Source organism: Streptomyces sp. NPDC005141 (assembly GCF_053599975.1).
Window position 1 is genome coordinate 23,199 of the sequence record NZ_JBSFYW010000046.1, and the last position, 26,526, is coordinate 49,724.

The 26,526-nt window shown below is 70.4% G+C and carries 25 protein-coding genes and 1 pseudogene; 14 read left to right on the top strand and 12 right to left on the bottom strand.

Annotated features, from left to right (window positions below; genetic code table 11):
• Nucleotides 1–80 precede the first annotated feature (80 nt).
• Genes ACWD68_RS29565 through ACWD68_RS29575 form a run of 3 tightly spaced genes read left to right on the top strand, consistent with a single transcriptional unit; the run spans nt 81 to nt 2,652 of the window.
• Complete coding sequence (locus ACWD68_RS29565) at nt 81–965, top strand: ABC transporter substrate-binding protein (RefSeq protein ID WP_451809513.1); 885 nt, start codon at nt 81–83, stop codon at nt 963–965.
• Nucleotides 962–1,888, top strand: coding sequence for an amino acid ABC transporter permease (locus tag ACWD68_RS29570; protein WP_451809514.1), 927 nt, complete (start codon nt 962–964; stop codon nt 1,886–1,888). Before ACWD68_RS29565 ends, ACWD68_RS29570 begins: the two co-directional genes overlap by 4 nt.
• Nucleotides 1,885–2,652: an amino acid ABC transporter ATP-binding protein gene (locus tag ACWD68_RS29575; RefSeq protein ID WP_451809515.1), complete on the top strand. Its 768-nt coding sequence runs from the start codon at nt 1,885–1,887 to the stop codon at nt 2,650–2,652. Before ACWD68_RS29570 ends, ACWD68_RS29575 begins: the two co-directional genes overlap by 4 nt.
• A gap of 69 nt (nt 2,653–2,721) precedes the next feature.
• Here ACWD68_RS29575 and aroQ read toward each other — a convergent pair whose 3' ends face one another.
• Entirely contained in the window at nt 2,722–3,195 is a 474-nt protein-coding gene (aroQ, locus tag ACWD68_RS29580) for a type II 3-dehydroquinate dehydratase (RefSeq protein WP_451809516.1), read from the bottom strand.
• 101 nt (nt 3,196–3,296) lie between these two features.
• Between aroQ and ACWD68_RS29585 the strand changes: the two genes are divergently transcribed.
• Both ACWD68_RS29585 and ACWD68_RS29590 read left to right on the top strand, forming a co-directional pair.
• Complete coding sequence (locus ACWD68_RS29585; RefSeq protein WP_451809517.1) at nt 3,297–4,343, top strand: S66 family peptidase; 1,047 nt, start codon at nt 3,297–3,299, stop codon at nt 4,341–4,343.
• 60 nt (nt 4,344–4,403) lie between these two features.
• Entirely contained in the window at nt 4,404–5,705 is a 1,302-nt protein-coding gene (locus ACWD68_RS29590; RefSeq protein WP_451809518.1) for an MFS transporter, read from the top strand.
• A 7-nt stretch (nt 5,706–5,712) separates the two neighbouring features.
• Here ACWD68_RS29590 and ACWD68_RS29595 read toward each other — a convergent pair whose 3' ends face one another.
• From ACWD68_RS29595 to ACWD68_RS29620, 6 genes are all read right to left on the bottom strand, one after another.
• Nucleotides 5,713–6,813 (bottom strand): calcium:proton antiporter, encoded by a 1,101-nt coding sequence (locus ACWD68_RS29595; RefSeq protein ID WP_451809519.1) that lies wholly within the window; start codon nt 6,811–6,813, stop codon nt 5,713–5,715.
• Nucleotides 6,814–7,095: 282 nt separating this feature from the next.
• A complete protein-coding gene (locus ACWD68_RS29600; RefSeq protein ID WP_451809520.1) occupies nt 7,096–8,085 on the bottom strand; it encodes a TerC/Alx family metal homeostasis membrane protein in 990 nt (329 codons plus the stop codon).
• Nucleotides 8,086–8,411: 326 nt separating this feature from the next.
• Nucleotides 8,412–10,442 (bottom strand): TerD family protein, encoded by a 2,031-nt coding sequence (locus ACWD68_RS29605; RefSeq protein ID WP_451809521.1) that lies wholly within the window; start codon nt 10,440–10,442, stop codon nt 8,412–8,414.
• Nucleotides 10,443–10,485: 43 nt separating this feature from the next.
• Nucleotides 10,486–11,064 carry a TerD family protein gene (locus ACWD68_RS29610; RefSeq protein WP_451809522.1) on the bottom strand — a complete coding sequence of 193 codons (579 nt, stop codon included), beginning with the start codon at nt 11,062–11,064 and terminating at the stop codon, nt 10,486–10,488.
• 160 nt (nt 11,065–11,224) lie between these two features.
• Complete coding sequence (gene uvrB / locus ACWD68_RS29615; RefSeq protein ID WP_451809523.1) at nt 11,225–13,357, bottom strand: excinuclease ABC subunit UvrB; 2,133 nt, start codon at nt 13,355–13,357, stop codon at nt 11,225–11,227.
• A 40-nt stretch (nt 13,358–13,397) separates the two neighbouring features.
• The gene (locus ACWD68_RS29620; RefSeq protein WP_451809524.1) at nt 13,398–14,273 is read right to left on the bottom strand and encodes an MHYT domain-containing protein; all 876 of its coding nucleotides are present in this window, start codon (nt 14,271–14,273) and stop codon (nt 13,398–13,400) included.
• A 279-nt stretch (nt 14,274–14,552) separates the two neighbouring features.
• Here ACWD68_RS29620 and ACWD68_RS29625 point away from each other — a divergent pair, with 279 nt between their 5' ends.
• Both ACWD68_RS29625 and ACWD68_RS29630 read left to right on the top strand, forming a co-directional pair.
• Complete coding sequence (locus ACWD68_RS29625; RefSeq protein WP_451809525.1) at nt 14,553–15,422, top strand: glycerophosphodiester phosphodiesterase; 870 nt, start codon at nt 14,553–14,555, stop codon at nt 15,420–15,422.
• 78 nt (nt 15,423–15,500) lie between these two features.
• Nucleotides 15,501–16,055 carry a methylated-DNA--[protein]-cysteine S-methyltransferase gene (locus ACWD68_RS29630; RefSeq protein ID WP_451809526.1) on the top strand — a complete coding sequence of 185 codons (555 nt, stop codon included), beginning with the start codon at nt 15,501–15,503 and terminating at the stop codon, nt 16,053–16,055.
• A 28-nt stretch (nt 16,056–16,083) separates the two neighbouring features.
• On the opposite strand, the gene ACWD68_RS29635 is transcribed toward ACWD68_RS29630, so the two are convergent.
• A complete protein-coding gene (locus ACWD68_RS29635) occupies nt 16,084–16,446 on the bottom strand; it encodes a cupin domain-containing protein (protein ID WP_266757515.1) in 363 nt (120 codons plus the stop codon).
• 409 nt (nt 16,447–16,855) lie between these two features.
• Here ACWD68_RS29635 and ACWD68_RS29640 point away from each other — a divergent pair, with 409 nt between their 5' ends.
• The gene (locus ACWD68_RS29640; RefSeq protein ID WP_451809527.1) at nt 16,856–17,101 is read left to right on the top strand and encodes a hypothetical protein; all 246 of its coding nucleotides are present in this window, start codon (nt 16,856–16,858) and stop codon (nt 17,099–17,101) included.
• Between the two features lie 77 nt (nt 17,102–17,178).
• Here the strand turns inward: ACWD68_RS29640 and ACWD68_RS29645 are convergent.
• A pseudogene (locus tag ACWD68_RS29645) lies at nt 17,179–17,324 on the bottom strand (VOC family protein); the annotation flags it as partial.
• A 108-nt stretch (nt 17,325–17,432) separates the two neighbouring features.
• Between ACWD68_RS29645 and ACWD68_RS29650 the strand changes: the two are divergent.
• Together ACWD68_RS29650 and ACWD68_RS29655 are read left to right on the top strand one after the other, a co-directional pair.
• The gene (locus ACWD68_RS29650; RefSeq protein ID WP_451809528.1) at nt 17,433–18,338 is read left to right on the top strand and encodes a pseudouridine-5'-phosphate glycosidase; all 906 of its coding nucleotides are present in this window, start codon (nt 17,433–17,435) and stop codon (nt 18,336–18,338) included.
• A gap of 32 nt (nt 18,339–18,370) precedes the next feature.
• Nucleotides 18,371–19,348 (top strand): carbohydrate kinase family protein, encoded by a 978-nt coding sequence (locus ACWD68_RS29655; protein WP_451809555.1) that lies wholly within the window; start codon nt 18,371–18,373, stop codon nt 19,346–19,348.
• A gap of 58 nt (nt 19,349–19,406) precedes the next feature.
• On the opposite strand, the gene ACWD68_RS29660 is transcribed toward ACWD68_RS29655, so the two are convergent.
• The gene (locus ACWD68_RS29660; protein WP_451809529.1) at nt 19,407–20,201 is read right to left on the bottom strand and encodes a methyltransferase domain-containing protein; all 795 of its coding nucleotides are present in this window, start codon (nt 20,199–20,201) and stop codon (nt 19,407–19,409) included.
• 259 nt (nt 20,202–20,460) lie between these two features.
• Here ACWD68_RS29660 and corA point away from each other — a divergent pair, with 259 nt between their 5' ends.
• Nucleotides 20,461–21,588 (top strand): magnesium/cobalt transporter CorA, encoded by a 1,128-nt coding sequence (gene corA / locus ACWD68_RS29665; protein ID WP_451809530.1) that lies wholly within the window; start codon nt 20,461–20,463, stop codon nt 21,586–21,588.
• Between the two features lie 207 nt (nt 21,589–21,795).
• Here the strand turns inward: corA and ACWD68_RS29670 are convergent, their stop codons facing one another.
• Together ACWD68_RS29670 and ACWD68_RS29675 are read right to left on the bottom strand one after the other, a co-directional pair.
• Nucleotides 21,796–22,233, bottom strand: coding sequence for a CBS domain-containing protein (locus ACWD68_RS29670; protein ID WP_451809531.1), 438 nt, complete (start codon nt 22,231–22,233; stop codon nt 21,796–21,798).
• A gap of 132 nt (nt 22,234–22,365) precedes the next feature.
• Nucleotides 22,366–23,007: a uridine kinase gene (locus ACWD68_RS29675; protein ID WP_451809532.1), complete on the bottom strand. Its 642-nt coding sequence runs from the start codon at nt 23,005–23,007 to the stop codon at nt 22,366–22,368.
• 141 nt (nt 23,008–23,148) lie between these two features.
• Here ACWD68_RS29675 and ACWD68_RS29680 point away from each other — a divergent pair, with 141 nt between their 5' ends.
• The 3 genes from ACWD68_RS29680 to ACWD68_RS29690 all read left to right on the top strand — a co-directional run bounded on the left by ACWD68_RS29680 (nt 23,149) and on the right by ACWD68_RS29690 (nt 26,432).
• Nucleotides 23,149–23,844 (top strand): DUF2293 domain-containing protein, encoded by a 696-nt coding sequence (locus tag ACWD68_RS29680; RefSeq protein ID WP_451809533.1) that lies wholly within the window; start codon nt 23,149–23,151, stop codon nt 23,842–23,844.
• A gap of 411 nt (nt 23,845–24,255) precedes the next feature.
• Nucleotides 24,256–24,735 (top strand): anthrone oxygenase family protein, encoded by a 480-nt coding sequence (locus ACWD68_RS29685; RefSeq protein WP_451809534.1) that lies wholly within the window; start codon nt 24,256–24,258, stop codon nt 24,733–24,735.
• A gap of 203 nt (nt 24,736–24,938) precedes the next feature.
• Nucleotides 24,939–26,432, top strand: a complete 1,494-nt coding sequence (locus ACWD68_RS29690) for a glutamate synthase subunit beta (RefSeq protein WP_451809535.1) — start codon at nt 24,939–24,941, stop codon at nt 26,430–26,432.
• Nucleotides 26,433–26,526: the final 94 nt, after the last annotated feature.

Genomic DNA, 26,526 nt, shown 5'->3' on the forward strand with positions numbered 1-26,526 from the left:
CTGCAACACACGTTCCCACCATGCGGACAATTGCCGCTGTGACCTGGACAGACGGCCGGGTTCGCTGCCACTCTCCCGCCATGTATCGACCCCAACGCGCCCTGCGCCGTGCCGCGTCCGCCGGAACCGTCGCCCTGCTCGCCCTCGCCGTGGGCTGTGCCCCGCAGCCGGAGGAGAAGGCGTCCGGCAAGGCTTCCGGCAGCGCCGCCGAGACCTGCGCCAAGGGCTCGTTGAGCACGCGGACCGCCGGCAAGCTCACGGTCGCCACCGACGAACCCGCGTACGAGCCGTGGTTCAAGGACGACAAGCCCGCCAACAAGAAGGGCTTCGAGTCGGCGGTGGCGTACGCCGTGGCACGGCAACTCGGCTACGCCGACGGTGATGTCGTCTGGCAGAGCGTGCCCTTCAACAAGGCCTTCGCCCCCGGTGCGAAGACCTTCGACTTCGACATCAACCAGGTGTCGATCAGCACCGAGCGCAAGAAGGCCGTGGACTTCTCGTCCGGCTACTACGACGTGCGCCAGGCCGTCATCGCGCTGAAGAACTCCAAGGCCGCGAAGGCGACGAGCCTCGCGGATCTCAAGGGCCTGAAGCTGGGCGCCCAGGTCGGCACCACCAGCCTGAACTACATCGACGACGTGGTGAAGCCGACCCGGGAACCGGCCGCGTACGCGAAGAACGACCAGGCCAAGTCGGCGCTGAAGAACGGTCAGGTGGACGCCATCGTCACCGATCTGCCGACCGCCTTCTACATCACGGCCGCCGAGGTGACCGACGCGAGGATCGTCGGGCAGTTCGAGAACCGGGGTGGTACGCCCGAGCAGTTCGGGCTCGTCCTGGACAAGGGCAGCGCCTTGACCTCCTGCGTGACGAAGGCCGTGGACGCCCTGCGCTCGGACGGCACGCTCGCGAAGATCGAGAAGCAGTGGCTGTCCGAGGCCGTCGACGCCCCGGTACTCAAGTGACGGCGATGAAGGAGGAGTCGGGAGAGGACGCCGCCGAAGGAGAGATGCCTGCAGGGGACAGGCCCGGTGGGCGCGACGCGTACATCCCGTCGCAGCGCAGGATCGAGCGCGAGCGCCACCGACGCGGACGGGCCCGCCGTTCCGCGGCCGTCGCCGCGCTCTCCACGCTCGTCACGGCCGTGGTGCTGTACCTCGTCGTCGTCGACGCGCCGGGCTGGCCACGCACGAAGGAGACGTTCTTCGACCCCTCGTTCGCGCGTGAGGCCTTCCCGAAGATCCTCGAAGGCCTGTGGCTGAACCTCCGTCTGTTCGTGGTGTGCGGTGCCGTGGTGCTGGTGCTCGGCACGCTGATAGCCGTGGCGCGCACGCTGCGAGGGCCGATGTACTGGCCGGTGCGCGCCCTCGCCACGGCGTACACCGACTTCTTCCGCGGTCTGCCGCTGATCATCTGTCTGTCGATCGTCGTGTTCGGCGTACCGGCCCTCCAGTTGCAGGGCGTCACCAACGACCCCGTCCTGCTCGGCGGCACGGGCCTGGTGCTGACGTACTCGGCGTACGTCGCCGAAGTCGTCCGCGCCGGCATCGAGTCCGTACATCCCTCGCAACGGGCGGCGGCCCGCTCGCTGGGCCTCACGACTCGGCAGACCCTGCGCCATGTGGTGCTGCCGCAGGCCGTACGCCGTCAGGTCCCGCCGCTCCTCAACGACATGGTGTCCCTGCAGAAGGACACCAGCCTCGTCTCGATCGGCGGCGCGGTGGAGGCGATGCGCTCCGCGGACATCATCGTGGGCCGCAGCCTCAACTACACGGCGTACATCGTCGCGGCGCTGCTCTTCGTGGCCCTGACCATCCCCATGACGCGCTTCACCGACTGGGTCACCGCCCGTATGGACCGGCGCCGCAGCCAGGGAGGCATCGTATGAGCAAGGCCCCCGTCCCCGACGGTCCGATGCTGCGGATGGAGTCCGTCCGCAAGACCTTCGGCGATTCGCTCGTGCTGCGCGACGTCGACCTGGAGGTCGCCCCGCACACGGTCACCGCGCTGATCGGCGCCTCCGGCTCCGGCAAGTCCACCCTGCTGCGCTGCGCCAACCTCCTGGAGGAGATCGACGACGGCGCGATCTGGCTGGACGGCGAGGAGATCACCGACCCGCGGACCGACCAGGACGCGGTGCGCCGGCGGATCGGCGTCGTCTTCCAGGCCTACAACCTCTTCCCGCACATGACCGTCCTGGAGAACATCACCCTCGCCCCGCGCCGAGTGCATGGCGTGAGCCGCGCGGACGCCGAGGCTCACGCGCGCGAGCTGCTGGAACGGCTCGGGCTCGGTGCCAAGGCGGACGAGTACCCGGACCGGTTGAGCGGTGGCCAGCAGCAACGGACCGCGATCGTCCGCGCCTTGGCCGTGCGCCCCAAGCTGCTTCTCCTGGACGAGATCACCGCAGCCCTGGACCCCGAACTCGTGGGCGAGGTCCTCGATGTCGTCCGCGATGTGAAGGAGGACGGCATGACCATGGTCCTGGCCACGCACGAGATGGGCTTCGCCCGCGAGGTCGCGGACCAGGTCTGCTTCCTGGACGGCGGCGTGGTCCTGGAACGCGGCACGGCCGAGCAGGTCTTCGGGGACCCTCGGCAGGAGCGCACCCGACGCTTCCTCAAGCGAATCGTGGAGGCGGGGCGTCTGTGACGCCAGGGCGTCCGCGGCCTCGGGCGGACGTCAGCCCCGCGGCGCGGGCGGACGCTTCTCCTGGAGCGGTCAGGTGTCCGCCCGCCCCGTGCCCGCGAGCACCGCGACCCGCTCCACCGCGAACGCGTATCCCTGCACGCCACAGCCGGCGATGACCCCGTCGGCACGCAGCGAGACATACGAGTGGTGCCGGAACTCCTCGCGCTGGTGGATGTTGGAGATATGGACCTCCACCACAGGAAGTCCGTCACAGGTGTTGAGCGCATCCAGGATGGCGACGGAAGTATGCGAATAGGCGGCCGGGTTGATGACGATCCCGGCGTGGTTCTGACGGGCCTCGTGGATCCAGTCCACCAGCTCGCCCTCGTGGTTGGACTGCCGGAAGTCCACCGTGCCCCCGTGCGCGGCCGCCGCCTTGGCGCACAGCGCCTCCACGTCCGCGAGCGTGTCGGAGCCGTAGATCTCCGGCTGCCGCTGCCCGAGGAGGTTCAGGTTGGGGCCGTTGAGAATCATGATCGGGGCGTTGGCGAGGGTGCGGGGCACGTTTCCTCCGGTCCTTCAGGTCTGCCGGCCCGTCCAGGACCGCTGTTCGGACCCGGTTTATCACGATGCACCGAAGGGGTGACGGCTCGTACCCTCTCGCCATGACAACACCCACCTACCCTCCCAAGCCCGTGCCCGGCGACCGGGTGGCCGTGATCTCACCGTCCAGCGGGCTGCCCGGCCTTCTCCCGCTGCCGTACGAGCTTGGGTTGGAGCGGCTCCGTGAGGAGTTCGGCCTGGAACCGGTCGAGTACCCGGCGAGCCGGAAGATGGGGTCGACTCCGCGGGAGCGGGCCGACGACCTCCACGCGGCGTTCGCCGATCCGACGGTCAAGGCGGTCATCGCGTCCATCGGGGGCGACGACCAGATCACCGTGCTGCCGCTGCTGGACAGCGAGTTGATCCGGGCGAACCCGAAGCCCTTCTTCGGATACAGCGACAACACCAACCTCCTCGTCCACCTGTGGAACGCCGGAATCGTCGGCTATCACGGCGGAACGGTGATGTGCGAGTTCGGCCGCCCTGGTGCCATGGACCCGCTGACCGCGGAGTCGCTGCGGGCCGCCCTGTTCACCTCCGGGCCGTACGAACTGCGCCCCGCCGACCGCTTCCGCGAGGTCGACGTGCGCTGGGAGGAGCCGGAGAGCTTCGTCTCCGAGCCGCCGACCGTGCCGGGCGCCGGCTGGACCTGGCTCCGCCCCGAACGGGTGGTCGAGGGGCGCTCCTGGGGCGGCAACATCGAGATCCTGTCGTGGCTGCTGATGGCCGACCGCGAGATCGCCCGCGATCCTTCCGTGTACGACGGTCACGTGCTGTTCCTGGAGACCTCGGAGGACATGCCCAGGGCGGACGACGTCTTCTGGATCCTGCGCAGCATGGGCGAACGCGGACTGCTGGGACGCTTTCCGGCCCTCCTCATGGGCCGCCCGAAGGCGTGGTCGTTCGACCGGCCCCTCGAGCCGGAGGCCAGGACCCGTTACGCGCGCGACCAGCGCGAAGCGGTGCTCCGGGCCATCGACAGGTACGCCCCGGACATGATGGTCGTCTTCGATGTGGACCTCGGCCACACCGATCCGAACATCGTCATTCCCTATGGAGGGCTCATCCGCGTCGACGGCCCGGCCCGGCGCATCACCGTCACCTACTGACGCACAGCGCACTCCCGCGCGCCCCCGTAACTGATGGTCACTGTGGGTAGTTGACCCGGCATGCACGACGTACGCACCGTAAGGGCACCCTCCATGCTGCGGCTCGCGACCGCCTCACTCGCAGGGACCGCCATCGAGTTCTACGACTTCTTCGTCTACGGGACCGCTGCCGCGCTGGTTCTCGGACCGCTGTTCTTCCCGACGTTCTCGCCGCTGGCGGGGACGCTGGCGGCCTTCGGGACGTTCGGCGTCGGTTTCGTCGCCCGTCCGCTGGGCTCGGTGCTGTTCGGGCACATCGGGGACCGGCGCGGGCGGCGGCCGGTTCTGGTGGCCTCGCTGCTGCTGACCGGCGCGGCGACCGTCGCCGTCGGCTGTGTTCCGACGTACGACCGCATCGGTGTCGCCGCTCCCGTGCTGCTTCTGGTGCTGCGCTTTCTGCAGGGGCTCGGTCTCGGCGGCGAATGGGGAGGGGCCGTGCTGCTGACGGTCGAGCACGCGCCCGCCGAGCGGCGCGGACTGTGGTCGAGCTTCCCCCAGATCGGACCGTCCCTCGGGTTCTTGCTGGCCAACGGCGTGATGCTGGCGCTGTCGGCGACCCTGTCCGACGCGCAGTTCGCGGCGTGGGGGTGGCGGGTGCCGTTCTGGGCGGCGGGAGTGCTCGCGGCCGCGGGCTTGTGGCTGCGCAGTTCGCTCGCGGAGAGCCCGCGCTTCCTGGACATGGGGGACCGCGCGCGCGTGCCGCTCGCCGAGGTGGTGCGCGACCACTGGCGGCTCGTGCTGCTGACGGCCGGCGGACTCGCCGTCGGCTACGCCGTGTTCTACGCCGTGACGACCTGGGCCCTCGCCTACGGCGTCGAACGGCTCGAGGTGAGCCGCACCGTCATGCTGACCTGCATCATGGCCGCCGTGGTGGTGAAGGGATGTCTGACGCCCCTGGTGGCCCTGCTGGGGGATCGCTACGGACGGCGGCCACTGTGCATGGCGGGCTGTGCGGGGGCCGCACTGTGGATGTTCCCGATGATCGGACTGCTGTCGACCGGCGAACCCCTGCTGATGTTCCTCGGATTCCTGGTGGCGCTCATCGCCTTCATCACCATGTTCGCGGTGATCGCCGCGTATCTGCCGGAGCTGTACGAGCCGCGGGTGCGCTGCACGGGCGCGGCCGTCGGATACAACCTGGGCGGGGTCCTCGGGGGCGCGCTCACCCCGATCGTGGCGACGGCGGTGGCGAGCGGTGAAGGCGTGCCCTGGGGTGTGGCCGCCTATCTGACGGGGATCGCCCTGCTGAGCCTCGGGTGCTTCGCGCTGCTCCCGGAGACCCGGCCGGTACCTCACCTCGTGGTCGTACGAGCCACGGAGTGACGGTTGCTCAGGGGTTGATGGCCAGCTCCAGATAGGCGGCGAACACGACCAGATGGACGCCTCCCTGGAGCGGAGTGGCCCGCCCGGGAACGACGGTCAGGGCGCTCACCACCACGGTCAGGGCGAGTAGAACCATCTCGGTCGGTTCGAGACCGAGAACGAGTGGTCCCGACAGCCAGAGCGACGCCAGGGCGACGGCGGGGATGGTCAGTCCGATGCTGGCCATCGCCGAGCCGAGGGCGAGGTTCAGGCTGGTCTGCACCCGGTCGCGGCGGGCGGACCGCAGGGCCGCGATGGTCTCGGGGAGCAGCACGAGCAGGGCGATGATCACACCTACCACGGAGTGCGGCATACCGGCCGCCTCGACCCCGGACTCGATGGTGGGCGACACGCCCTTGGCGAGGCCGACCACACCGATCAGGGCCAGACCGAGCAGTCCCATGCTGATTTTGGCCATACGGGCGGTCGGGGCGTCCGCGTGGTCGTCCGCGTCGATGACCTGGCCCTGCCGGGTGATCGGCAGGAAGTAGTCACGGTGCCGGACGGTCTGGGTCGTCACGAACAGGCCGTAGAGGACCAGGGAGGCGAGCGCGGCGAAGGTGAGCTGCGTCGTGGAGAACTCCGGGCCCGGCTTGCTGGTGGTGAAGGTCGGGAAGACGAGGCTGAGTGTTGCCAGTGTCGCGACGGTCGCCAGGGCGGCTCCGGTGCCCTCCGCGTTGAAGACGGCGAGCCCGTGGCGCAGCGAGGCGACGAGCAGACACACCCCGACGATGCCGTTGCAGGTGATCATCACGGCCGCGAACACCGTGTCGCGGGCCAGCGTCGAGCTCTTGTCGCCGCCGTCCGCCATCAGTGTGACGATGAGGGCGACTTCGATGATCGTGACCGCGACGGCGAGGACGAGGGAACCGAAGGGTTCGCCCACCCGGTGGGCGACGACCTCGGCGTGATGCACCGCGGCGAGCACGGAGCCCGCGAGGACCAGCGTCACCAGGGCGACCATCGCGGCGGGCAGGTCGCGCCCCCACGTGAAGGCCAGCAGCACCACCGCGATCACGGGCACCACGGTGGTCCACTGCCTCGCGAGTGGCCGGAGCCGAACGATCATGTCGCGATCGTCGCAGTCGAGAGCGTGCCCCGCACTCCGGCGGCGCGGGCCTCGCTCCGGCCCGTCCCGCGCTGCGCACTTCCGCCTGCTCGACGAGCTGACGCATCCCGCCCGTCCGCTCGGATTCCATGTCGATGATCTGTACGAACTTCATGGATTCCCCCACCCGGCCCGGGCGCTCCCGAGCGGGAGACGCCCGAACTCCGAGCGAGCACCGGAAGCGGTGGCCGGCAATTCGTCACGCACCGCTCCCGGGGGTGGTTGTTCCTACGGTCGACGTGGTCAGACGTCAATGCTTTCCTTCGGCGCGCTCTCGGCCTGCTCGCGCGCCGCCTGCTTCCTCGTGGCGACCAGGCTCGTGATCGTGGTGACCACGAGGACCGCGCAGATCACGCCGAGGGAGACCGGGATGGAGATCTCGGGAACATGGACGCCGGACTCGTGGAGCGCGTGCAGGACGAGTTTGATGCCGATGAAGCCCAGGATGACCGAGAGGCCGTAGCTGAGGTGGACCAGCTTCCTGAGCAGGCCGCCGATGAGGAAGTACAGCTGTCGCAGACCCATCAGCGCGAACGCGTTGGCCGTGAAGACGATGTACGGGTCCTGGGTCAGGCCGAAGATCGCGGGGATCGAGTCGAGGGCGAAGAGCACGTCGGTGGTGCCGATCGCCAGCATCACGACCAGCATCGGCGTCATGACGCGCTTGCCGTTCTGCCGGATCCACAGCTTGGTGCCGTGATAGCGGTCGGCCACGCCGAACCGCCGCTCGGCGGCCTTGAGCAGCCTGTTCTCCTCGAACTCCTCGTCGTCCTCGTCGGCGCGGGCCTCCTGGATCAGCTTCCAGGCGGTGTAGATGAGGAAGGCGCCGAAGATGTAGAAGACCCACGCGAAGTTCGCGATGATCGCGGCGCCCGCGGCGATGAATATCGCGCGCAGGACGAGGGCTATGAGGACACCCACGAGGAGCACGCGCTGCTGGTACTTCGAGGGCACGGCGAACTTCGCCATGATCAGGACGAAGACGAAGAGGTTGTCGACGCTCAGGGATTTCTCGGTGATGAAGCCGGCGAAGAACTCTCCGGCCGGCTCACCGCCGGAGAAGAGGAGCAGTCCGAGTCCGAACAGCCCGGCCAGCGCGATCCAGACGACGGTCCAGATTCCGGCTTCCTTGATCGATACGTCGTGCGGCTTGCGGCCGATGAAGAAGTCGACCGCGATCAGTGCGGCCAGCCCCACGATGGTCAGGACCCACAGGGTCAGGGAAACATCCACTGCGCCTCCGGCAGTTCGTAACGGCATATGTCAGCGTCGTCGCTACCGGAGGTCTCTTCCACCCGCGGCTCCCGGGGCGCTGGGTGCGCCCGGAGCCCGCGGGTCGACGCCCCGGGATCAAGCCTGATCCGTATTGACGGGTACGTCGCAGCAGGTAGGGAGTACTCCCCTCCGTATGGAAAAAGAGTACCCGAACCACCAAGAGAAGGTAAAGGGATTAGTAAAAGAAAGACCAAGTTGCCTGGTCGGAGCGCTTTACCGATGCTTGGTAAAGCGGCACGCACCCCCGCATCCAGGGATGCGGGGGTGCGTGAAGGAGACCGTAGTCAGCGGTTCCAGGACCGGCGGGCCGCCGCCACCTGCGCGAGGACCTGCTGGAGCACCTGGCTGTTCGCGGGAACGAGCGAGGGTTCGTACGTCCACGCATGTCCGACCCACGGGTCGGCGAGATGGTCGTCGGGCACCGGCGTGATCCGCAGCAGCGACCGCCAGAGAGGGTCGAGCAGCGGTCCGTACGCTGCGGCCTCCTCGCGGTCGGCCACCATCATCAGATGGACGCCGACAGCCGGCCCCTCGTCCGCCAGGTAGCGAAGCTGGGTCACGGCGCGGTCGTCGAAGCCGTGCGGGAAGTCGTTGACGATCAGCAGCTGCTCGGCGGTGTCGAGGCCCGGCGGCAGCGAGTCGGCCGCTCCCCCGCGCAACGCCATCTGCACCAGGTCGACGCGCTGGGTGAGCCGGGCCAGTACGTCCGCCACACCCGCCGCACCCACGGCCGGCGGGCTGTGGAGCACCCCGGACTGCACCAGAGGCGCCAGGGAGGAGGCTCCGGCACCGGCCGCGTCGATGACGTGCACGGTGAACTCACCCGCGGGATACACGGCGAGCAGCCGGGCGGCGTGCGCCACCGCGGTGTCCATGGCGAGCCGGCGCAGTTGGTCGGAGTCGGCGAGCGTGCCGTCCAGGGAGGCTCGACCGCTGTCGATCCACAGGCCGCGCTCCAGCGGCAGGCGCATCAGCATCGGGATGCTCAGGTTCTCGCTCTCGGGCAGACGCAGGTCGCCGAGCCGCAGCGCCATGGGGATTTCCATGGGAGCGCGGTAGCCGTGCCAGACCGGGTTGTCCCAGCTCGCGTACGCCATCGGCAGCGCGGGCTCCACGACCTCGGCCTCGGCGGCCAGCTGGGCGAGGTCCCGGTCGAGAGCGGCCCGGGCCTGGTCCACGAGGAGCGTGTGCTTGGCGCGGGCGGCGTCGCGCGCGGCGTCGCCCTGCCCGCCGATCCGGCTGCGCGGGTCGGAGAGGACGTGGTCGAGCTCCTTCTCCATCCGCGAGTCGGCGAAGTCGACGGCACTGCGGTACGCGGCGACGGTCCTGGCCAGGTCCTCGAACATCCCCCACACCTGGTTGTACAGCCGCTCCTCCATGGACCAGCCGGTCGCGTCTCCCGCGACGGGCTGAGCGGGCTGCCCGGGCTGGGCCGGCGGCGCGGTCGGCGGGGGCGGCGGCGGGGCAGCGGTCTGCCGGCCGGGGTGGCTGTAGTTGACGGGACCGCCGGCGGTGGGTGACGCCGGCTGGGTGACGGTGGAGGGGTCGGGCTGCGCGGAGCCCACCGGACCGCCGGTCTGCGGCGCCACGGTTCCCTGCGGACCGGGCGTGTCGTACGGGGACTGCTGCGGTGTCACGGTCCCGGGCGCGCCCTGCGGTCCAGGTCCGGCGTACGGCTGATCCGGTCCCGGCGCCGAGGTGGCCGTCTGCCGTGTCCGGTCCCCCTCCGATGTGCGCGGCGGGGGCGCCGCCACGGACCGGGCCAGGCCCTGGGCCACCGCTTCGTTGATGGTTCCGGCGAGCTGCCGGGCTTCGGGGAGTCCCTGGTCGGTGAGGAGTTCGGCGAGGCCGCCCGCGTAGCCCTGGCCGACCGCGCGGACCTTCCAGGCACCCTGCCTGCGGTAGAGCTCCAGGGCCACGACGGCGGACTCGGCGTCCAGACCGGTGAGGGTGTAGCTGGCGACCTCGGAACCGTCGAGGCCGGTGACCGCGACGAAGGGGGCGGCGACGGCGCCGAACCGGACCGGGCCGCCCACCCCGGTGGGCAGCGCGAGGAGCACGCTGACCCGGTGCACGGTCGGCGGCAGGGCGTCCAGGTCGAAGGCCAGACGATGATCGGCCGCCGCCTGCTTGGAGACCTCGAGCCCGGGCAGCGTGGGCGCGCCGGGATGGGCCACCCACTCGACGCCTCGGACCCTGCCCTGCTCGTCGCTGAGCGTGGCCCCGGCCACGATCGGCTTCCCGGCCGAGACACGGACCTCGAGACGGACCTGGGAGAGCGGGTGGTTCTGCCCCCTGACCAGCTCGGCCGTCATCGTCTTGTCCCCCTATGTCGCTTCGTGCGTGTACGCCGGCTGCCTACAGGTGCGGCAGGATCGCGGGCATCAGGTCCTGGAACGTGCGGCCGTTGGCCGGCGAGCCGAGGGCCGTCATCTGCCAGCCGGTTCCGGCGCGGTGCACCTTCGCCATGATCTGGGCCGTGTACTGGCCGCCGCCCGCCAGCGTGTAGCGGGCGAGTTCCTGGCCGTTGGTCTCGTCGACCAGGCGGCAGAACGCGTTCTGCACTTCCTGGAAGGTCTGGCCCGTGAAGGAGTTCACGGTGAAGATGATCTGGTCGATGTGGACCGGGATGCGCTGCAGGTCGACGAGGATGGCCTCGTCGTCACCGCCCTGGCCCACGCCGCCGACCAGGTTGTCCCCGGTGTGCCGCACCGAGCCGTCGTCGCTGACGAGGTGGCGGAAGAACACCACGTCGACGGGCTGCTTGTCCGCGAACAGCACGGCGGAGGCGTCGAGGTCGATCTCTCGGGTGCGCGAGCCGAACAGACCGCGCCGGGGGGCGGCCTGCCATCCGAGTCCCATACGGACCGCGGTCAGCGTGCCCCCGTCGTTCTTCTGCAGACTGATGGCCTGACCCTTGGTCATGTTGACCGTCACGCGCTGTTCCCCTTTCGAACTGTCCCCTGTTGCCGCGGAGTCCGCGGATGAGCAGAACCCTACGCAGCGGCACTGACAGTGCCGAACCCTGGGGCGCACTTTGTGTCGGTCTTGCAACACAGCGCGCATCGGCCGAGGTCCGGCGCCGCCTGCGGGGCGGTCAGGCGATCCCCGCTTCCTTCATCTGCCGCAGCTCCTTCTTCATCTCGGAGACCTCGTCACGCAGCCGGGCCGCGATCTCGAACTGGAGATCGGCCGCGGCGGCGCGCATCCGTTCCGTCAGCTCCTCGATCTGACCGGCGAGTTCGGCCGCGGGGCGGTCGGTCGGCACGGTCTCCTTGCTCTTGGCGGACCTGGCGGCCCGGGCCGCCTTGCCGCCGAGCGCGGGGACGGGGGCCTTGGCACCCTTGCCGTCCTTCGTCTTGCGGTAGCCGGAGCCGAGCAGCTGCTCGGTGTCGACGTCCTCGCGGGCGATCTGCGCCACGATGTCGTTGATCTTCTTGCGGAGGGGCTGCGGGTCGATGCCCCTCTCCTTGTTGTAGGCGATCTGCTTCTCCCGGCGGCGGTTGGTCTCCTCGATGGCCTTCTCCATCGCCGGGGTGATCTTGTCGGCGTACATGTGAACCTGGCCGGAGACATTGCGCGCCGCGCGGCCGATGGTCTGGATCAGGGAGGTTCCCGAGCGCAGGAAGCCCTCCTTGTCCGCGTCGAGGATCGCCACCAGGGAGACTTCGGGAAGGTCGAGACCCTCGCGCAGGAGGTTGATGCCGACCAGGACGTCGAACTCGCCGGCACGCAGCTCGCGCAGCAGCTCGACGCGGCGCAGGGTGTCGACGTCGCTGTGCAGGTAGCGGACCTGGATGCCCAGTTCCAGGAAGTAGTCGGTCAGGTCCTCGGCCATCTTCTTGGTGAGCGTGGTGACCAGGACGCGCTCGTCCTTCTCGGTGCGCTGCCGGATCTCGTGCACCAGGTCGTCGATCTGGCCCTCGGTGGACTTGACGACGACCTGGGGGTCGATGAGGCCGGTGGGGCGGATGATCTGCTCGACAAACCCGTCCCCGCGGGAGAGCTCATACTTCCCCGGCGTCGCCGAGAGATAGACGGTCTGGCCGATGCGCTTCTGGAACTCCTCCCACTTCAGGGGGCGGTTGTCCAGGGCGGAGGGCAGCCGGAAGCCGTGGTCGACAAGCGTGCGCTTGCGAGAGGCGTCACCCTCGTACATCGCGCCGATCTGCGGAACGGTGACATGCGACTCGTCGATGACGAGCAGGAAGTCGTCCGGGAAGTAGTCGATCAGCGTGTTCGGCGGGGAGCCGGGTTCACGGCCGTCGAAGTGCATCGAGTAGTTCTCCACACCGGAGCAGGAGCCGATCTGGCGGAGCATCTCGATGTCGTACGTCGTCCGCATGCGCAGGCGCTGGGCCTCCAGGAGCTTGCTCTGCTTCTCCAGCTCGGCGAGCCGCTCCCCCAGTTCCTTCTCGATGTCGTTGACGGCGCGCTCCATGCGCTCGGGACCCGCCACGTAGTGGGACGCCGGGAAGACGTAGACCTGGTTGTCGTCGCTGATGACCTCACCGGTGAGCGGGTGAAGCGTGGACAGTGCCTCGATCTCGTCGCCGAACATCTCGATGCGGACGGCGAGCTCCTCGTAGACCGGGAAGATCTCGATGGTGTCGCCGCGGACCCGGAAGGTGCCGCGCGCGAAGGCCACGTCGTTGCGCGTGTACTGGATGTCGACGAAGCGGCGCAGCAGGTCGTCGCGGTCGATCTCGTCGCCGACCTTGAGGTTGACCATCCGGTCCACGTACTCCTGCGGCGTACCGAGGCCGTAGATGCAGGACACCGAGGCGACCACGATGACGTCGCGGCGGGTGAGCAGGGAGTTGGTCGCGGAGTGGCGCAGGCGCTCCACCTCCTCGTTGATCGAGGAGTCCTTCTCGATGTAGGTGTCCGACTGCGGGACGTAGGCCTCGGGCTGGTAGTAGTCGTAGTACGAGACGAAGTACTCGACGGCGTTGTTCGGCAGCAGCTCGCGGAACTCGTTGGCCAGCTGGGCGGCCAGTGTCTTGTTCGGTGCCATGACGAGCGTGGGGCGCTGGAGCTTCTCGATCATCCAGGCCGTGGTGGCGGACTTTCCGGTGCCGGTCGCGCCCAGCAGCACGACATCCTTCTCACCTGCGCGGATGCGCTTCTCCAGGTCGGCGATGGCCGTGGGCTGGTCACCGCCCGGCTGGAAGGGGCTGACGACCTCGAAGGGCGCCACCGAACGTTCGATCTTGGATACGGGCCGCATGGAATCCACCGTACGACCCCGCACTGACAACCGGGCCGGATCAGCGGCTCTGCGGGGTCCGGGAGCGGCGGTGCCCACGCTCCCGCACGGGGCGCACGGCCGGTCGACGGCCGACGACGTGCGGGGCGACGGGATGGGCCGGGACACCCGGCCGCTTGATCTCCGCGGGGCTCCAGTCGGGCTTGCCCATGACCATCAGCGGGTCGAACATCACGACGACGCCCGCCAGGCAGAGGAAGACGAAGGGGCCGATCATCATGGGCGCGAGCAGCGCGGCCGCCGAGTCCCCGGCCGGGGCGCCGCCGGTCGAGCCGTGCAGATGGACGCTGAGGGCGGCCATGCCCATGTAGTGCATTCCGCTGACGGCGAGCCCCATGACGAGGCTCGCGCCCACGCTCCAGAGGAATCCACGCACTTGTCCCGCCGCCCAGAGGGCGGCGGTCGCGGCCACGACGGCGATGACGACCGAGGCGGAGACGGTGAGGGTGTTGTATTCGAGCTTCCCGTTGAGCCGCATCCCGGCCATGCCCAGATAGTGCATCGAGGCGACACCCAGGCCCGTGACGGTCCCTCCGGTGAAGAGCGCCGTCCCGGTGGCACCCCGGTAGCCGACGATGAAGATCCCGGCGCCGACCATCAGGACGGCGACGCCCAGACTCGCGAACGTGGTCGGCTTGTCGTAGTGGACCGGGGTCTCCTCGACCGTGAAGCCCATCATCGCGATGAAGTGCATCGTCCAGATGCCGGAGGCGATCGCGACCGAACCGAGCGCGAGCCAGCCGGCCCGCCAGGAACCGGCGACGAGCATGGATCTGGTGGTGCAGCGAAGCCCGAGCGCTCCGCCCAGGCACGCCATGAAATACGCCACCAGCGGTGTGACGAGTCCGTAGGTGAAGCCGTCGACCGTGCCCTGCATGCGCGGCTGCCCTTCCCGCCCCGTTACTCCTGGAAATACCCGAACTACCCCCGCCTTCCGGACCGCCGGAGCGGACCGGGTCGAGGCAGAGAGTATGTCCCCCACCGGAATGGTCGAACGATAATCCTGCAAAGAATCACGACCTCTCCTCACTTGTGCGGCGCCAGTGAGCGGACTTGGACAACTCCATTCAATCCGCGGCCATCTCGCTTCCACCCTTCGGCGACTCTCTGCTGTCAATCTTGTACTGACTGTGATCGCCCGATGCGAGGAGAAGGCATGCACGCGCGCGTAGCCGCCGCCGCCACGACCGCCGCGCTTCTTGGGGGAACCGCTTTCATACTGCCGAGCCCGCACGCCAAGGCCGACGGCCGGAGCACGGCTCCGCTGATCGTCTCCCACCGCGGTGCCTCGGCCTACACGCCGGAGAACACCCTGGCCGCCGTCGACCGCGCGGCCGAGCTGGGGTTCAAGTGGGTCGAGAACGACGTCCAGCGCACCCGCGACGGTCAGCTGGTCGTCCTCCACGACGCCTCGCTGGCTCGCACGACCGACGTCGAGGAGGTCTATCCCGGCCGAAGCCCCTGGAAGGTCAAGGACTTCACCGCGGCCGAGATCGCCCGCCTGGACGCCGGGAGCTGGTTCGACCCGCAGTTCGCGGGCGAGGGGGTGCCGACACTTCGGGAGTACATGGAACGCCTCTCGCGCAACCATCAGAAACTCGTCCTGGAGATCAAGAATCCCGAGCTATACCCCGGCATCGAGCGACAGACCCTCAAGCTCCTGAGCAACGAGGGCTGGCTCGACCCGGTGCACCTCAGGGACAGGCTGATCGTCCAGAGCTTCAGCGCCCGCAGCGTCCGGACGGTCCACGATCTGCGGCCGGGCATCACGACGGCCTTCCTGGGGACGCCTCCGCTCGCGCGGCTGCCCCGGTACGCGGAGTTCGCCGACCAGATCAATCCGGACCATACGTCGCTGTCGTCCGACTATGTCTCCGCGGTCCACGCCCTCCGCGGTCCGCACGGCCCGATGAGGGTCTTCGCCTGGACCGTGGACGACGCGGCCACCGCGCGGCGCATGGCGAGGTTCGGCGCGGACGGCATCATCACGAACGCGCCCGACGTGGTCCGCGAGGCCCTGGACTAGCGCCCTCGCCCGTGGCGCGGACGTGTGCCGGTGTCCGCGCCACGGGCGCTGTCAGTGGCGGGCCGTACGGTGGATCGCGTGAACAGCCACGGGCAGTACGAGCAGCAGGTCGTGTGGACCGTCCTCGGCACGGACATCGGTCCGCTGCTCCTCGCCGCGACATCGCACGGCCTGGTCAACGTCGTCTTTCACGCCTCGGACGCGGTGCGCGACAGGGCGCTCGAACGGCTCGCGTCCCGGCTGGGCAGCCAGCCCGTCGAGGCACCCGGATCACCTCTGCTGGCCGAGGCGATACACCAGGTCGAGGCGTACTTCGCGGGCGGGCGGCACGACTTCGACCTGCCGCTCGACTGGTCGCTGATCTCGGGGTTCAACCGCCAGGTGCTGCGCGAGCTGAACTCGGGTGTCCCGTTCGGTTCCGTGGTGGGCTACGGCGACCTGGCCGGGCGGGTCGGCCGGCCCGGGGCGGCGCAGGCCGTGGGGGTGGCCATGGGCTCGAATCCACTGCCGGTCGTGGTGCCGTGCCATCGTGTGGTCGAGAGTGACGGCGGCATCGGTGGTTTCGGGGGCGGCCTGGAGACCAAGCGGAAGCTGCTGGCGCTGGAAGGGGTGCTCCCGGAGCCACTGTTCTGAGGTGGCGGCGGGAGCCTTCCCCCGATCCTCAGAGGCTGATGTGGTACGCCTTGCGAAGCGTCTCGTGGACGGTCCACGTCGTACGGTCGCCCTCGCGCAGGAACGCCGCGTCGCCGGGGCCCACTTCGATGACGTCGCCGCCCTCCACCTCGATGGTGGCGCGGCCGCTGACGACGACGAAGAGCTCGTTCGCCTCGGTGTCGGTCACCACGCCGGGCGTGATCTGCCAGATGCCGCGCAACTGCTTGCCGTCGGCGGACTCCCAGAGCACCTTGCCCGTCACGGCGGGGTCGCCGGAGACGATCTGGGCCGGATCCAGCGGCTCGGGTTCGAGTTCGGCGTCGGGAATGTGCACGGCGAAGGACGGTGTGGCCTGGGAGTTCATGGTCATGAGCGGACACCCTAAGGGCTTGTCCGCCGCCCGGAGCGCCGAGGGGCTCCCCGCCGTGAGGAGAACTGCTCCGCGGTTCGGGAAAGTCCTGACGCGGAGGGTGGCCGGGACACCCGACCGATAGCAGACTCCGCCCTGCGCACAGCCGCTGGCATCCGAAGTCACGGAGCCGAAGGCACCGTCGAGGACCAGATCGCGCAGATCCTCGGCGAACCCGAGGTCGACGCGGCCGTCGACGCGGTGGGCTTCGAGGCCCGGGCGCACGGCCGGGACGCGCAGGAGGCACCCGCGACCGTCCTCAACTCGCTGATGGGGCTCACGCGCGGGCGGCGCCCTCGGCATCCCCGGCTTCTACGTCACGGACGACCCCGGAGGGATCGACCAGGACGCGAGGACCGGCACGCTGAAGGTGCGTCTGGGCCTGGGCTGGGCCAAGAGCCACCGGTTCACCACGGGCCAGTGCCCGGTGATGCGGTACCACCGGGGGCTGATGAAGGCGATCCTGCACGAGCGGGTGCACATCGCCAAGGCGGTCAACGCGACCGTGATCGGCCTGGACGACGCACCGCGCGGTTACACCGAGTTCGACCAGGGCGCCGGCCGCAAGTACGTCCTCGATCCGCACGGGGCGCTGGCCGGCGTACGGCCTGTCTGACCCGGCTCGCAGAAGGGGTGCTCCCGCGCGCGTGGAGCACCCTTTTCCCCTGCCGGAGCTCTCCCGCCGGAGGACGGGATCCCGGCGAAGGGAACCGTTCCGGCGGCGAGTTCGGCGATCTCAGGGATTCCGGGCCGACCGCCTTCTCGTAGAAGTCGGCCGGGGCGACCGGGTCGCGTACCCAGAGGACGACATGGTCGAGACGTGGCGAGTTGTCCGTCATGCGCCCAGGCTGGTGTCGTACGCCGCAGGTCGCGGGGGTTTGGCCGGGCGCGCCGCTCGCCAGAGATCCAGGGACGGGGAACGTCGACCGACGACAGGAGGCAGGCGCGTGATCGTGGTGTCCGAAGAGGTGCGGGAGGCGCTCGACGCGCGCCGGCCGGTGGTGGCCCTGGAGTCGACGATCATCGCGCACGGGCTGCCCCGCCCGCGCAATCTGCAGGTCGCGCTCGAACTGGAGGATGTGGTCCGGGAGGAGGGCGCGGTACCCGCGACGATCGCCGTGCTCGACGGCCGGCCACATGTCGGCCTGGACAAGGAACAGCTGGAACGGGTCGCGAACGAGGACGGGATCCGCAAGCTGGGGCACCGCGATCTGCCGCTCGCGGTCGCCACGGGGGCGAGCGGGGCGACGACCGTGTCCGCGACAGCCCTGCTGGCGGCCCGCGCCGGGGTCCGGGTGTTCGCGACGGGAGGGCTCGGCGGAGTGCACCGCGAGTGGACGGTGACCCAGGACGAGTCCGCCGATCTGGGCCTGTTGGCACGCACCCGGATCACGGTGGTGTGCGCGGGCGTCAAGTCGATCCTGGACGTGCCGGCGACGCTGCAGCGCCTGGAGACGCTGGGCGTGGCGGTGGCCGGGTACGGCACGGACCGGTTCCCCGGCTTCTATCTGTCCGACTCGGGGCACCCCGTGGACTGGACCCTGGACTCCCCCGAACAGGTGGCCGAGGTGATGCGCGCCCAGGACGCGCTGCACGCCCCCGAGTCGTCGCTCGTCGTCGCGAACCCCGTCCCCGAGGCTGAACAGCTCGATCCCGGGCTCCACGCGCGCGTGCTCGCCGACGCGTTGCGAGCGTGCGAGGCGGAGGGTGTGACCGGACAGGCGGTGACGCCCTTCCTGCTCGGCTATCTGGTCCGGCACACGGACGGCGCCTCGCTCGGTGCCAATCTGGCGGCGGTACGCGGCAACGTACGTCTCGCGGGGCGGATCGCGGCGGCCTGGGCGGGGGCGTGAGCGACGCGGATCGGGGCGACCCGAGGCACGGCGTGAGCGGGGTGGACCGCTCGGGGGCCGGACGGGACGCGCGGGATGCCGAGGGCGCTCTGCTCGTCGTCGGGGACGTGGTCACGGACGTCGTGGCCCGGCATCGCGGGCTGCTGGCGGCCGGCACCGACACGGCCGCCGTCATCCGGACCGTGCCGGGCGGCGCGGGCGCCAATGTCGCGTGCTGGGCCGCGTACGAGGGCTGTGCCGACGTGCGGCTGCTCGGCCGGGTGGGCGGCGACGCCGCGGCGTGGCACGGGCGTGAACTCGCGGCGAGCGGCGTACGGCCCCTCCTGGTGACCGATGCGGAGGCACCGACCGGGACGGTGATCTGCCTGGTGGACACCGGTGCGTCGGCGGAGCGCACGTTCCTCACGGACAGCGGGGCGTCCCTTCGGCTCGCACCGGACGACTGGTCGCCGGCGCTGCTCGACGGGGTCGCGCGGCTGCATCTGTCGGGCTACCTGTTCTTCTCCGAGCCGAGCCGGGCGCTGGTGTCGACGGCGCTGGAGTCGGCGCGAGCTCGGGGCGTGCCGGTGAGCCTCGACCCCGCGTCGGCGGGGTTCCTCACCGAGCTGGGCGTGGACCGCTTCCTCGAGCTTTCCGAGGGCGTGGACGTCCTGCTGCCCAGCCGTGACGAGGCATGCCTGCTGACGGGGCTGCCCGATCCGGCCGACGCGGCGGCCAAGCTCAGCCGCCATTTCCCCTTGGTCGTCGTCAAACAGGGAGGTGCCGGGGCCCTGGTGGCCCGTTCCGGGACCGTCCGGGCCCATGTCCCGGCGCTGCCCGCGACGCCGCGTGACACGACGGGCGCCGGTGACGCGTTCACCGGCGCGTTCCTCGCCGCACTGCTCGCGGGCGCCGGCCCCGAGGAGGCGGCGACGGCGGGGTGCGCTGCGGGGGCGAAGGCGGTGGAGCGGGTCGGCGGAAGACCGCCGTCGGGAAGTCGACGGCGAGGAGGGGAGACGCGGGTTCGCTGAACGCCCGACCCGCATGAGGACGTGCACGGGTACCCCCTGCCCAACTCCCGCATCGCGTTCAGTTCTTGCGCCCCCAGGCCGAGATCAGCGGCGCGGTCGCCAGATCCATGGACCCGGCCGCGACATTCGCCAGGTGCCGGTTGATCTCCTCCTGGGTGGCCAGGCCCGCCGTGACGAGCTGGTCGCGGATCTGCCGGATCGTCGCGGATTCCAGGATGGCGCAGTCGGGGGAGGTGACGGGGAAGTACGCGTCGGCCTCCACGCCCCGCAGTCCCGCCTCCCGGAGAAGCCGCGGGAGCTTGCGGCCGTAGGCGAGGTCGGCACCGCGCTCGGCGAGCAGCTTGCGGAAGCCCTGGCGCAGCCGGTTCGCCAGTTGCTGCTCGGGGCCGTACTCGTCGGGGCAGAGCAGCGGCTGCAGGGCGGGATCGGCGTCCTCGACCAGGATCCGGCCACCGGGCCGCAGGGATTTGATCATCGACCGCAGCGCCCGCTCCCGCTCCGGCACATGAACCAGTACGAGCCGGGCGTGCACGAGGTCGAAGCCCTCCCCCGGCGGTTCTTCGGCGCCCACGTCGTGGACGCGGACCTCGACGGGCGAGCGGGCGACGGATGCCGCCCACGAGGTGTCGATGTCGGTCGCGACGACCTTCCCCGTCGGACCGACCTTCTTGGCGAGCCAGGACACGACGGATGTGCCGCCCGCCCCGACCTCCCAGCAGCGCCAGCCGGACCCGACGCCGAGGCGCTCCAGGTGCCTGAACGTCGTGGGGTCGAAGAGGGTGGCGAAGGCGTCGAAACGCTGCCCCGCCTCGGTCTGCTGGTTGTCGAGGAGATACCCGTCGGCTCGCGTCATGGGGAGATCATCCCAGTTGACCTGCTTGTCTGGAATCGCCGACGCTCCCGTTGTCGGTACCCGCGTCACCCGACGGGCACCGCCCGGCGGCACCACGCCCCGCCGCCTGCCGCCACCTGCCACCCAGCCGTCCGAGTGCCCCGCATCACTGAACGGAATGTTCCGTTCCCACAGCCTTTTCCGGTGGCCGATCAGGCCTGGCAGACTGGCCCGCCAGGCGCAAAGTGCGGCCCGAGGAGATCCACGCGAGGAGATCCAGATGTCCATGGCAGGGAATTTGCGGAAGGTGACGGCTCTCGGTGCGGTCGACGGCCTCCGCAAGGTGGCGCGGCTGACGCGGCGGCGCGCCCGTGTCGACCTGAGCCACCCCGCCCGGTCGCCGCTGGGCTCCGCGGTGGTGAACTGCGTGGCATACCAGAACGGCTCCAGGATCCCCGAGGGCCGCGATCTGGTCGACACCGTGGAGCGGATCCGCAAGCGCGACGAGGGTTTCGTCTGGCTCGGACTGCACGAGCCGACCGCCCTGGAGTTCGCGGGCGTCGCCGAGCTCTTCGACCTCCATCCCCTCGCCGTCGAGGACGCGGTGGAGGCCCATCAGCGCCCGAAGCTGGAGCGGTACGGCGACACACTGTTCGCGGTGTTCAAAACGGTCTGCTACGTGGAGCACACGGAGTTGACGGCGACCAGTGAAGTGGTGAACACCGGCGAGATCATGCTGTTCGTCGGGCCGGACTTCGTCATCACCGTGCGACACGGACGGCACGGGTCGCTGGGCCCGCTGCGCGAAGAGCTGGAGTCCGATCCGCAGCAGCTGTCCAAGGGGCCGGCCGCGGTCCTGCACGCGATCGCGGACCACGTGGTCGACGAGTATGTGAACGTCACGGACTCGGTCCAGGCGGACATCGACCAGGTCGAGGCCGATGTGTTCGCCGAGAACGGCGCACGCGCGGACGCGGGCCGCATCTACCAGCTCAAGCGCGAACTCCTCGAACTGAAGCGGGCCGTGGTCCCGCTCGCCCGGCCGGTCCAGGAGCTGGCGACCCGGCCGATCCGTGTGGTCGACCCGGAGATACAGGCGTACTTCCGGGACGTCTCCGACCATCTGCTGCGGGTCACCGAGCAGATAGCCGCCTTCGACGAACTGCTCAACTCGATCCTGCAGGCGCATCTCGCGCAGGTGACGGTGGCGCAGAACGAGGACATGCGGAAGATCACGGCGTGGGCGGCGGTCATCGCCGTTCCGACCATGGTCTGCGGCGTGTACGGCATGAACTTCGACAACATGCCCGAACTGCACTGGAGGTTCGGCTATCCCATCGTCATCGGCGTCATATCCGTCGCCTGTCTCGTCCTCTACCGGGGGTTCCGGCGCAACGGCTGGCTCTGACACGTCTCTCGCCCGGCACGGCCGGCCGGACGAGAGTGCGCGTCACGGATCCGCAGGGACCGGAGACGTGGGCGGGTGACTCGCTTCGATTGCCTTCGGCCCGAATCGCTCGGGCCGGGTCGGCCGAATCCTCGGGCCGATTCGCTCGGGCCCATTCGCTCGGGCGGGTCAGTCGGTCGGGTCGGTCGGGTCGGGAGGATCGACGGGTCAGCCCATCGCGCTGCTCGCGCCCCTCGCGTAGACGCTCTCGACCCAGGCGGCGAGTTGTTCGTCGCTGACGTGCTGGGCGAGGTCGGCTTCGCTGATCATGCCGACCAGTCGTTTGTTCTCGATCACCGGAAGCCGGCGGATCTGGTGCCCCTTCATCTCCTGGAGCACTTCGCCGACATCGGCGTCGGCCTCGATCCAGCGCGGTGTGCCTTGGGCCATCTCGCCCGCGGTGACCCGGGCGGGGTCGTGGCCCATGGCCACACAGCCGACGACGATGTCGCGGTCCGTGAGGATGCCGCAGAGTCGTTCGTTCTCGTCGCTGATGGGCAGGGCGCCCACGTTGAGCTCGCGCATCAGCTGGGCGGCGCGGTCCAGGGTCTCGTGGGCGGGGATCCACTGGGCACCACGATGCATGATGTCTCCGGCGGTGGTCATGTAGTACCTCCCGGTGCCGGACGGCCGGCGCGGCGCGGAACACACCGCTAGTCCCGGCGCCCTACATTCTCGCCGCGCCCCAGGAGCTACGCACCTGGACGCACACCGAGGGGACGGGGACGGCCCTCGTGATCAGCCGTTCCACGCGGGGTGCCGGGGGTCGTCGGCACGCACCAGGACGTCGGCCGTGCCGGCCGGGTCCACCTCGCCCTCGTAGCGGGCGAAAGCGGGGAGGGTCCAGTGCTCCGCCTCCGGGGTACGGCGGCGCAGGGCGCCCGGAGAGAGGAGTACGTGAACGCTGAGGTCGAACGGGAACCAGTGGCGCAGGAGGAGGGGGCCGTGGAGCAACAGGATTCCGCCGGGAGGGAGTCGGACGTAGGGGCTGCGGGTGGCCCGGTCGGTGGCGGGGTCCCAGCGGTCAGGCAGGAGCCTGCCGTCGCCACCGGGTTCGAGGGGACCGAAGACCTCGCGCCAGAGAGCGGCGGTGTCGAACCAGCCGTCGTAATAGGCGTCGACGTCCTGGTGACCGTATTCGAACCGGAGCGACGCGGGACGCAGGAAGCCCTCCGCGCCGACGACCAGCGAGGAACGGCCGCGTACGCGCAGCGCCTCGGAGACGCGGTGCGCGAGTTCGCCGGGGCGGGCGGCCGGGGCTCCGTCGAAGGCGATGCGTGGCCAGGGGCTGCCGTCGTCCGGTTTCAGGTCGAGCAGGCGGTCGGCGAGGAGGTCGCCGAGCCGTTCCCAGGTGATCGCTTCGAGTCGCACAGGGCCCATGATGCCGCGCTCGGGACGGGGCCCGGTGGGCGAGGCCCGCGGCGAGCGAGGGTGGCCGGCATGGCGCGGCCGGGGCGCGGATCGCGCGAAGGCGCCGCCGGCCGACGTAGATGTCGGGCCGGTGCGGGGAAGGAACCGCGTATGGCACCGATCGCTGCTCCCCCGTTCCGGAACGGGCTTCTCGTCGTCCAACCGCTCAAGAAGCGGCACTGCGTCGAGTGCCGGAGCGGGCCGATCCCGCTGCTGGTGCTGGAGGAGGGGGCACCGCGGTGTCTGGACTGCGTGGATCTCGGGCACCTGGTGTTCCTGGCGCGCGGCGACACCGCGCTGACGCGCAGATCGCGGGAGGGCAGCACGCTGTCGGCCGTGGTGGTGCGGTTCAACCGGCGGCGAGGCAGGTACGAGCGGCAGGGTGTCCTGGTCGAGGAGGCGGCGCTCGCCCGGGCCGAGGAGCGGTGTCTGGTGGACGCCGAGGCACGTCGGCGACGCCGGGCACGGGACGCGCGGCGCCGGGAGGCGGAGGACGTTCGCTTCACGGACGCGTTCGCTCTGGAGATACGCCGGCTGTTTCCGCACTGTCCGGCCGACCGGGCGCGAACGATCGCCGCCCATGCCTCGGTGCGCGGCAGCGGGCGGGTCGGGCGGAGCTCGGCGGGCCGCGCGCTGTCCGAGGCGGCGGTGACCGCGGCGGTCCGCGCGTCCGTACGGCACACGGAGACCCCGTACGACCAGCTGCTGATGAGCGGCGTGCCGCGGCACGAGGCGCGCCGCCGGATCGCGGCCACGGTGGACACGAGGCTCTGGGAATGGCGCGACGACATCACCGCGCAGGCATGAGCCCACAGGGGCCCGGAGCCGCTCAGCGCGAGCGGACTGGGGCCCGGGGCCGCTCAGCCGCCGAGACGGGTGGGCTGGGGCGGCTCGGATGCGGATACGGAGGGCTGGGTCTGCGCGGAACGGACAGGACAAGGCGGGGGGGCGGGAGCGCTGAACCGGGACGGGGCAGCGGGAGCGCTGAACCGGGACGGGGCGGGAGTACGTCGACAGGGCTGAGGTGGAGGACGTGAACTGGGCTGGGCACCCGGGGCGTGGAGCGGGGATGCGCCGTCACCGCGACGGGTGGTGGACGGTCACGCATGTGTCCGCGTCGCTCGGCCATGGCGACTGCCGTCGCGGCGGATTTCACTTGTGGTGACGGTTGGCGCTGTGCAGGATCTTGGGCTTGGCGGTTTCGACGCGGGAGTGGACATGATCGACGGACCGTATTTCGTGCTGACGCTCCTGGGGGTGCTCGGCTGCGGGCTGGTGGCGGGGGTGTTCTGCGGGTTCTCGACCTTCGTGATGAGGGCGCTGGCCCAGCTGCCGCCGGCGCAGGGGGTCGCCGCGATGAACGCGATCAACGTCGCGGCGGTCCGCCCCCCGTTCATGCTGGTGTTCATGGGGTCGGCGGTGCTGTGCGCGGTGCTGGCGGTGGTGACGTTCGTGGTGTTGCCGGACGAGGGGACGGTGGAGCTGCTGCTCGGCAGCGCGCTGTATCTGTTCGGGTCGTTCGGGGTGACGATCGCGGCGAACGTCCCGCGCAATGACGCCCTGATGAAGCTGGAGTCGGGGACACCGGAGGCCGCCGTCTACTGGCCCACGTATGTGCGCGAGTGGACGATGTGGAATCACGTCCGCACGGTCGCCTCGGCCGCCGCGGCGGTGTCGTACACGCTCGCCCTCACCTGAGCCGTCCGCCCGCCCCCGTCCGAGCCCAGGCCCAGGCCCGAGCCCTGGTCACAGCCTCCGCGTACGCCGGCGTCCGGGGCGGCGCCGCATGCGGAGGCGACGTATCGTGGCGGGAAGGGAGTGCTGTCCGGATTCCGCGGCCGATCTCGGCTGCCGACGGCCGTGCGGCCCCGCACCGGTACGCGTACATGAGGGAGACGGCCATGGCCGATCCCAAGGGTTTCATGACCACACCGCGCCAGGAGTACCCGCGCCGGCCCGTCCAGGAGCGGGTGCGGGACTGGAACGAGGTGTACGTTCCCGGAGCCCTGCTGCCGATCATCGAGAAACAGGCCGACCGCTGCATGGACTGCGGCATCCCCTTCTGTCATGAGGCCTGCCCCCTGGGGAACCTGATCCCCGAGTGGAACGACCTCGTCTCGCGTGACGACTGGCGGGCGGCGAGCGACCGGCTGCACGCCACGAACAACTTCCCCGAGTTCACCGGGCGGTTGTGCCCCGCGCCGTGCGAGGCGGGCTGTGTGCTGGCGATCAACCAGCCCGCGGTCACCATCAAGAACGTCGAGGTCGCCATCGCCGACCGCGCCTGGGAGGACGGGTTCACGCCGCCGCGTCCGCCGGACCGGCTCTCGGGGCGGACCGTCGCGATCGTCGGATCGGGGCCCACCGGGCTGGCCGCGGCACAGCAGTTGACGCGGGCCGGGCACACGGTGGCCGTGTACGAACGGGCCGACCGGATCGGTGGCCTGATGCGGTACGGGATCCCCGCTTTCAAGATGGAGAAGCGGCACCTGAACCGGCGGCTGGCCCAAATGCGCGCGGAGGGAACCAAGTTCCGTACGTCGACGGCGATCGGCACCGACATCGGGGCGACCGCGCTCAAGGCCCGCTACGACGCCGTGATTCTCGCGCTGGGGGCCACGGCCTGGCGTGAACTGGAGGTGCCCGGGCGGCAGTTGTCCGGCATTCATCAGGCGATGGAATATCTTCCGCTGGCCGACCGGGTGTGTGAGGGAGATCTGGAGGTCTCCCCGTTGTCCGCGGCGGGCAGGCATGTGGTGATCGTCGGCGGCGGTGACACGGGAGCCGACTGCCTGGGGACGGCCGTACGCGAGGGGGCCGCGTCCGTGACCCAGCTCGACATCTATGCGCAGCCGGAGGCCGAGCGCGACGAGGACGTCGAGCCGTGGCCGACGTATCCGAAGATCTACCGGCTCTCCGCCGCGCACGAGGAGGCCGGCGCGCTGGGGACGGCACCCGCCGCGGACGCGGACGCGCGGCTGTTCGCCGCGTCCACGCTCCGCTTCGACGGGGGCGCCGACGGACGGGTGCGCTCGCTGCATCTCGTCGAGGTCGACGAGCGGCGCCGCCCGGTCCCCGGTTCGGGGCGCACCCTGCCCGCCGACCTCGTGCTGCTCGCCCTCGGCTTCTCCGGACCGGACCGGCACGACGGCCTGATCGACCAGCTGGGACTGGCACTCGAGCCGCGCGGCACGATCACCCGGGACGCCGACTTCGCCACGAACGTCCCGGGGGTGTACGCCGCCGGGGACGCGGCACGCGGCCAGTCGCTCATCGTGTGGGCGATCGCCGAGGGCCGGTCGGTCGCCGCGGCCGTGGACCAGGCCCTGAGCGGGTCGGCACGCCCGCGGCTGCCGGCCCCGATCGGACCGTACGACCGCCCCATGACCGCGTAGCGCCGAGAACCCACGGCGAGCCGCGGGCCCGACCACGCCGCAGAACCCACCGCGAGGCGCGGGCTCGACCACGGCCCGACCACGGCCGGACGGT

Coding starts and splice junctions, on each gene's coding strand:
- ACWD68_RS29660 (WP_451809529.1), bottom strand. CDS start 20,201: ATGACGCGAGCCGACGGGTATCTCCTCGACAACCAGCAGACCGAGGCG.
- ACWD68_RS29675 (WP_451809532.1), bottom strand. CDS start 23,007: ATGGGCCCTGTGCGACTCGAAGCGATCACCTGGGAACGGCTCGGCGAC.
- ACWD68_RS29605 (WP_451809521.1), bottom strand. CDS start 10,442: ATGACGGCCGAGCTGGTCAGGGGGCAGAACCACCCGCTCTCCCAGGTC.
- corA (WP_451809530.1), top strand. CDS start 20,461: ATGTCCATGGCAGGGAATTTGCGGAAGGTGACGGCTCTCGGTGCGGTC.
- ACWD68_RS29685 (WP_451809534.1), top strand. CDS start 24,256: ATGATCGACGGACCGTATTTCGTGCTGACGCTCCTGGGGGTGCTCGGC.
- ACWD68_RS29625 (WP_451809525.1), top strand. CDS start 14,553: ATGCACGCGCGCGTAGCCGCCGCCGCCACGACCGCCGCGCTTCTTGGG.
- ACWD68_RS29635 (WP_266757515.1), bottom strand. CDS start 16,446: ATGACCATGAACTCCCAGGCCACACCGTCCTTCGCCGTGCACATTCCC.
- ACWD68_RS29680 (WP_451809533.1), top strand. CDS start 23,149: ATGGCACCGATCGCTGCTCCCCCGTTCCGGAACGGGCTTCTCGTCGTC.
- ACWD68_RS29575 (WP_451809515.1), top strand. CDS start 1,885: ATGAGCAAGGCCCCCGTCCCCGACGGTCCGATGCTGCGGATGGAGTCC.
- ACWD68_RS29620 (WP_451809524.1), bottom strand. CDS start 14,273: ATGCAGGGCACGGTCGACGGCTTCACCTACGGACTCGTCACACCGCTG.
- ACWD68_RS29690 (WP_451809535.1), top strand. CDS start 24,939: ATGGCCGATCCCAAGGGTTTCATGACCACACCGCGCCAGGAGTACCCG.
- ACWD68_RS29565 (WP_451809513.1), top strand. CDS start 81: ATGTATCGACCCCAACGCGCCCTGCGCCGTGCCGCGTCCGCCGGAACC.
- uvrB (WP_451809523.1), bottom strand. CDS start 13,357: ATGCGGCCCGTATCCAAGATCGAACGTTCGGTGGCGCCCTTCGAGGTC.
- ACWD68_RS29585 (WP_451809517.1), top strand. CDS start 3,297: ATGACAACACCCACCTACCCTCCCAAGCCCGTGCCCGGCGACCGGGTG.
- ACWD68_RS29590 (WP_451809518.1), top strand. CDS start 4,404: ATGCACGACGTACGCACCGTAAGGGCACCCTCCATGCTGCGGCTCGCG.
- ACWD68_RS29595 (WP_451809519.1), bottom strand. CDS start 6,813: ATGATCGTTCGGCTCCGGCCACTCGCGAGGCAGTGGACCACCGTGGTG.
- ACWD68_RS29670 (WP_451809531.1), bottom strand. CDS start 22,233: ATGACCACCGCCGGAGACATCATGCATCGTGGTGCCCAGTGGATCCCC.